Source organism: uncultured Clostridium sp. (assembly GCF_934754915.1).
Lineage (GTDB): Bacteria > Bacillota > Clostridia > Clostridiales > Clostridiaceae > Clostridium.
Genome location: NZ_CAKVKB010000153.1, coordinates 1 through 7,159 on the forward strand (window position 1 = coordinate 1; position 7,159 = coordinate 7,159).

General features: G+C 28.8%; 5 protein-coding genes. 2 read left to right on the plus strand and 3 right to left on the minus strand.

Annotation, left to right across the window (positions count from 1 at the left end; all coding sequences use genetic code 11):
• Window positions 1-11: 11 nt before the first annotated feature.
• Window positions 12-1,625 (minus strand): N-acetylmuramoyl-L-alanine amidase family protein, encoded by a 1,614-nt coding sequence (locus tag Q0F58_RS16005; RefSeq protein WP_294378777.1) that lies wholly within the window; start codon window positions 1,623-1,625, stop codon window positions 12-14.
• A gap of 215 nt (window positions 1,626-1,840) precedes the next feature.
• On the minus strand, window positions 1,841-3,175 hold the full coding sequence (locus Q0F58_RS16010) for an N-acetylmuramoyl-L-alanine amidase family protein (protein ID WP_294378779.1): 1,335 nt from the start codon (window positions 3,173-3,175) through the stop codon (window positions 1,841-1,843).
• A gap of 610 nt (window positions 3,176-3,785) precedes the next feature.
• On the opposite strand from Q0F58_RS16010, the gene Q0F58_RS16015 reads away from it, so the two are divergent.
• The gene (locus tag Q0F58_RS16015) at window positions 3,786-4,202 is read left to right on the plus strand and encodes a type VII toxin-antitoxin system MntA family adenylyltransferase antitoxin (protein WP_294378780.1); all 417 of its coding nucleotides are present in this window, start codon (window positions 3,786-3,788) and stop codon (window positions 4,200-4,202) included.
• Window positions 4,189-4,599, plus strand: a complete 411-nt coding sequence (locus tag Q0F58_RS16020) for a type VII toxin-antitoxin system HepT family RNase toxin (RefSeq protein ID WP_294378782.1) — start codon at window positions 4,189-4,191, stop codon at window positions 4,597-4,599. Before Q0F58_RS16015 ends, Q0F58_RS16020 begins: the two co-directional genes overlap by 14 nt.
• Before the next feature lie 158 nt (window positions 4,600-4,757).
• On the opposite strand, the gene Q0F58_RS16025 is transcribed toward Q0F58_RS16020, so the two are convergent.
• Window positions 4,758-6,773 (minus strand): N-acetylmuramoyl-L-alanine amidase family protein, encoded by a 2,016-nt coding sequence (locus tag Q0F58_RS16025; protein ID WP_294378784.1) that lies wholly within the window; start codon window positions 6,771-6,773, stop codon window positions 4,758-4,760.
• Between the last annotated feature and the right edge of the window lie 386 nt (window positions 6,774-7,159).

The window sequence follows — 7,159 nt, forward strand, 5'->3', positions numbered from 1 at the left end:
TAAATTATTTATTAGCCAACCCAAACTCCATTTGAATTAATCCAGTATCCTCCTATACTTGTACTAACAGCCATAGATCCAGCTGGTTTTCCATATCCTGATGGATATAAGAAGTACCACTTTCCACTGTTCATATCACGGAACCATCCTGTTGCCATTCTTCCATCATTATTTAAATAGTACCATAATCCACCATTATATAGCCATCCAGTATGTTTTGCACCATTAGCATCAAAATAGTACCATGAACCATTTATATCCTTCCATGCATTAGTAACCATATATCCAGTTTCACTTAAATAATAGTTTCCAACCCATGAATTCTTAACAGGATTTCCTGTTCCATCATAATACTGCCACAATGATCCGTTTTGTACCCATTTGTTTCTATTCACACTTGTAGATGTGTTATTGTTGGTATTGTTATTTGTATTATTAGTAGTGTTATTGTTAGTACTTGTGTTGTTATTTGTTGTTGTACTATCAGTTGGATATCCTGTAACAGACTTTCCTCTTCCAATATTTACAGATATAGTCTGTTCCTTATTGTTGCTATCCTTTACTTTAATTTTAAATGTATTTACAACATTTTTCTTTAAGTTGGCCTTTACTTCATAATCATCATCGTCATCAACATCTTCTCCGCCAATTTGAACTGTAGCATCACTATCTTTAGGTTCTGCTTTAATATAAATTTCATCGCAGTCTTCATCTACAGTTAAATTATAGTTGACCTTATTTTCTTTAAGAGCAATATCAGTGCCTCCAACTTTTAAAGTATCTAAAAGAACTGAATCTGAAGTGCTGTATCCTTCACCTCTATAAATTACTAATTTATATGTTCTAGTGTTATCATCATCATCTTCTATTTCAATCTTAAATTCATTTTTACCTTTTTCTAGACTTACATCTTTTTTCCATTTATCATTTTCATCTACTGATGAACCATCAATAGTTACATCATAATCATCATCTTCTGGTTCTGCCTTTATTGTAACTTCATCAGTTGAAGATGAAACAGTTTTTGTATAGGTTGTCTTACTCTTTGATAAAGAAATTGAATCTCCATCAACTGTTAATTTATCTAAGTAGATATCATCATAATCGTCATCATCATCACTGCTGCTGCTTGATGAACTGCTTGTACATTTAACTTTTAAAGTATATTCAGCTATAACATCATCATCTTCTTTCCATTTTATGCTTGAATCAGGCTTTTCTGAATATACTCTTACATAAATAGTATTAGAACCTTTACTTAAACTTATTTCATTACTTGTACTTTTTCCTTTTGATGAACTTGTCTTACTTGTAAAAACTCTTACATAACTGCTTGAAGGTCCGTTTGTAGATATTTTAACCTTACTAGATGAAGTTTTAGCATAATAAGTATCTCCATCACTTATATCATCATTGTCAACCTTATCATCATAATCATCATCTTCATAGAATTTTATATTGCTTCCTCCAGATGTCTTTAAATATAATTTCTCTAATTTCTCATCATTATCTGATGATGCATAAGCTTTAGTTGTTAAAAGGTTTCCACCCATTGATGGTGTAAATCCAGCAACTGCTGTAAGAGCAACTGCTACTGCTACTGTCTTTTTTAAATTTTTATTCATAATCCTTCCCTCACTTTTTATTATTTTACAGTTTTACAGATTAATTATATCATAATTATTAGTAACTTATAAATATATATAAGCTCTAATAATTAATCAATAATAATAATCAAAAAATCTTGCAAAAATTTTAACCTTAATTGTCAATCGTCCATTGTCCATTATCATTATATAATACAAATAAATTCCCTAATTATAGGACTTTTTTATTAAAATTACTTTTCTACCATTATTCCTTTTTTATCTATTTCATATCCATCAACAGTTGTACTTGTAACCATTTCTCCACTTGCATTTAAGTAATACCACTTTCCATTAGAGACCTGAAGCCATCCTGTCTGCATTTCTCCCTTTTCATTAAAATAATACCACTTGTTAGAGATATCACTCCATCCAGATACCATAATTCCAGCTCTATTTAGGTAGTACCAATGTCCATCTTTTTCAAGCCATCCTGTCTGCATTTCTCCTATTTCATTAAAGTAATACCATTTTCCGTCCTTTGTCATCCAGCCACTTACTCTATATCCGTCTTTTCCTAAGTAGTAAGTCTTTCCATTCTTTGAATCAAACCAGAATTTATCTTTCAAAGGTTGTCCAGTTCCATCTATATACTGCCATTTTCCATCAACCTGCTGCCATGAATTAAAGCTCCAGTTTACAGCCTGAATCTGATTTACACCATTATAATTAGCTTTATAAGAAGAGCTGTCCCCTTCTACCTTTCCTCTATATACATTTAAAGTATATACATTGTAATAATCTTCATCATCATTTGTGACTTTTATTTCTATTAAATTATCACCTTTGTCCAAACTTATTACAGCTTCATAGTTATCTTCATCATCTACTCTGTCTCCATTTATTTCAACTGTATTTGATGAATTATCTGGTTTTGCTCTTACTGTAAGTTCTTCAACATCTTCTCCAACATTTACATTATATGAACCTATCTTTTTATCAAAATCAATAGTTCCATCACTTAAATAAATGCTTCTTAATGCTGCTTCATCACCAAGAAGTTCTTCATCTGATACTTTTCCATTTGTATCTCTTCTTACATGAAGCACATATGTCTTTTTACATTTTGTAACATCTCCATCATCATCTGCATCATGGAAATCATCTTCACTTTCATATGTTCTTATATATATGTTTGTTCCTGATGCATCAATATGAAAAGAATCATCAATATCATAAGCCTTTGCATCTTTAGCTCCAGATGTAAAGACCTTCATTATATATCCATCACCTTTAACTTCAGCATCAAGATTTATTTCATCACCACCATTTTTAAGGTCAATATAATAATCCTTTTTGCTTGATAGTTCTACTTCTTTTCCATAATAACTGCTTCTTAATTCAAGTTCACTTCCACTGCTTTTATATACATTTAATGATGTAAGTTCACCTTTTGATGCACCACTATAAGTATATGCAGATGCACTTACAGGCCCTATTCCTAAATCATTACCAGCTGGAGCCATAAAACATAAACCATTAACTGCAAGAGCTACTGCAATAACATTTTTGATATTTTTATTCATCATATCTACTCTCCTATTCTTGTATGCTAATATTCTCTTAATTTAATACAAAACTATTTTGACAAAATCAATATAAATATATATTTATATCGTAATATTAAAATTATCTATATGTTTCAATAATAAGACTACATAAATAATTAAAGAAATCTTAAAAAGATTTAATTTTTCATTGTACATCTTTCACTCTTACTGTTGAAAACACTCAGACTGTAAATTTCTAGTTGTACATTGAAATATATATTTAAAGAAATCTTAAAAAGATTTCATCCTTAATTGTAAATTGTCAATTGTACATTATACATTGTAATTAATTCTGAATTCATAACCTTTTTCTAGTATACTATATATCTGTAATTATTCAATATTTTTCTATGTTTTTTAGGACAAACTCCTTCGTTTATAAAATTATACTACCAATGGATAAATTTTTTATTATCTGAATCTTAAATTTTCCTAAATAAAAAATTTAAGATGAAATTCTATTGATTTTGCATTTAGGATATAATATAGTTATAAGTTAATTGACAGTTTAAAATTCACAATTGATAATATACAAATTGAGTACAATTTTATTTTTAAACAATAAATAAATAAAAAGCAGGTGATTACTTTGGATTTAGAAATTCAGTTAAAAAAAGCTATTGATATTATAATTGAAAATTTTCATCCAATTGCAATCTATTTATTTGGTTCAGCTTCAAGAGGTGAATTGAGAAAAGATAGTGATATAGATTTGGGATTTTTAACAGATTATAATGCATCTGTTGATGAATATTTTAAATTTATTAAAGCTCAAGAATTGGCTGATATATTTAAAAGAGATGTTGATTTAATTCATATAAATTCAGCATCAACAGTATTCAAAATTCAAATTACTTATTATGGCAGACTGATTTACTGCAATAATAATTATAAACGTGAATTATTTGAACTATATGCTCTAAGAGAATATACAACACTTAATGAACAACGTAAAGAAATCATTGATTCAATAAAAGAGAGAGGTACTGTTTATGGTAGAAAATAATGTAGTTTTGAATAAAATAGAAACAATTGAAAGATGTATTCGCAGAATTAATGAAGTCTATGAAAATAATCCTGAAAATTTAAAAGACTATACAAAACAAGATTCAATAATGCTTAATATTCAAAGAGCTTGTGAAGCATCTATTGACTTAGCAATGCATATAGTTTCAAAGGAAAAATTAGGAATTCCCCAAAGCAGCAGAGATGCCTTTGATGTACTTAACCATAAAAACATCATCAATGATAACCTATGCAAGAATTTAAAGGCAATGGTAGGATTTAGAAATATTGTAGTTCATGATTATCAATCTGTTAATATAAAAATTGTAAAATCCATAATATCCAATAACTTAAATGATTTTTATGATTATATATACTGCGTAAATAAGTATATATAAAATAAAAAAGAACATATAGTTTTATTATTATCCTAAAACTATATGTTCCAAATATCTGTTAAAAATCAAATCCAACCTTAAAAAAATTATCAAAGAAATCCCACAGGGATTTCATCCCTCATTGTAAATTGTCAATTGTACATTGTACATTAATCTAATCAGCTGATCAAAGCCCCAGATGATGCAAATTTATATTCTTTTCCTCCAATAGTCTGAGTTCCAGTAAGCATTTCACCAGATTCATTTAAATAATATTTTGAATTATTATCTATAAGCCATCCTGTATGCATATCTCCACTCTCATTTAAATAATACCACTTACCTAAATTAAGCCAGCCTGTTGCCATTGATCCATCTCCATTTAGATAGTACCATTTTGTTATTTTCTTTGTTTTGGCTGCTGCATTTTGAGCTGCACTATTATTCTGTCCTTGTGTCGCTGTATTAGTCTGTGTTCCACTATTTTGTGCTGCATTGTTTTGAGTTGATGCTGAAGCTGTTGAATTTGCAGCTGTTGTTGAAGTTGCATTTGAAGATGCTGCACTTGAAGCTGAATTTTGTCCATTTGCATTCTGTTGTCCTTGTACTGCTGTTCCATTGTTTGTATTTTGAGTCGCAGCAGCAGTTTTATCTTCAACTTCAGTTTCAAGTTTAAGCCAGCCTGTTACCATTGATCCATCTGAATTTAAATAATACCACTTTCCACCAGTTATCTGCCATCCTGTAAGCATTGCTCCCTTATTGTCAAGAAGATACCATTTTCCATTGTCCTTAAACCATCCTGTTGCTCTGTATCCATCTTCTTTCAAATAACAATAAACTCCTTGTTCTTTATCAAAAAGCCATTGATTTTTCAAAATATTTCCTGATTCATCTTTAAACTGCCATCCCTTATCAGTTTTAAACCATCCAGTAGAAGATGCACTGCTTCCATTTTTATTTTCATCTGTTTTTGTTCCTGCATTGTTGTTATTATTTGCATTGTTGCTGTTATTACTACTGTTATTATTGTTATTACTGTCAGCATTTTCAACTTTTACTGATTCTTTTCTATTTACAGTTAAAGTATAAGTTCTTTTTTTATCATTCACTTCATCTTCAACTGTTATTTTAATAGTGTTCTTTCCTTCGTTAAGGCTTATTTTCTTTTCATAATCATCACTTGCAATAACCTGATCATCATTTATCTTTACAAGATATTCATCATCATCTGGTTCTGCTGTTACCTTTATATTATCCACATCATTATCTACAGTAATCTTGTATTCTGTTTCATCTTCTGAAAGATCAATATCTCCCTCATCAGTTTCAAGATTTCTCAAGAAAACTGCATCCTGATCTGCATCTTTTGAACTTCCTCTTGTTATGTTAAGAGTATATGTTCTCTGATTATCACTGCTGTCAGTAACCTTTACTTTTATTTCATTTTTTCCCTTATCCAATGAAACTGTCTTTCTGTAATTATCACTTGAATCTACTAAATCCCCATCAATTCTTACTCTGTAATTATCTTCTTCTGGCTTTGCTGTTATCTTTATTTCATCTACTGAAGAAGATACTTTTACATCATAGCTTGTCCTCTGCTTTACAAAAGTTATGTTGCTCTTATTTAATTCAAGATTTGATAAATAAATTGAATCCTGTGAATCATCCTCATACTTGCTTCCTGTTGTTTTCTTTACATTTAATACATATTCTTCTTCACAGCTTGTAACATCCTTTTTATCATCCTTTGCTTTTCTAAAAGCAGATGAAGATTCATAAGTTCTTATGTATATAGCAGTGTTTCCTTTTCCTAATGGAAGTTTTTCTCCTGTCTTATAAGCTTTTGCATCCTTATCACCTGATAAAAATATCCTTATAACTCTGTCACTGCCTTTTACATCAGCATCTATCTTTATTCCCTCACTGTCATCTGTAAGCTTTGTATAATATTCTTTGTCATCACTAAGCTTTACTGTATCTCCATTGTACGCATCTTTTAAATCAAGTTCGTCTCCATTTGTAGATTTGATTTTTAATGAAGATAATTCTCCATTGCTTGGTTTATATGAAGCTGCATATACTGGCTTTATTTTAAAATTTGTATCTGTTATGTTTAAAATTGATGAAAATGTTGAAAATGCACTTATAGTCAATGCAAGTGCTATAACCCTCTTTAATCTTTTATTCATATCTCTCCCTCTCCTTGTATTCAATGTATGATAGTGATATACAATTAATAATTATTTAAAATTTGATGTATTATATATGATTAATAATTCACACTTTATGAATATTTAATAATTACAATTATACATAATATACATTACTATAATAAAAATACATCTCATACCATTGATTTTATCATGCTTTGGGTATTTATACAATTAAACTAAAATAATAACATAAAATCTTGTATTATTATTTAATATTATTATTTTCCAAAAACAAAGCAAAAGAAATTTTATATGTTTATTAAAATTGTAAATAACTTTTTTCTAATTAAATTTCAGCCAAATATAAAATATCTGAACTTCAAATTAATAGACATTAACTATATAAAAATTAGTTTCCAATG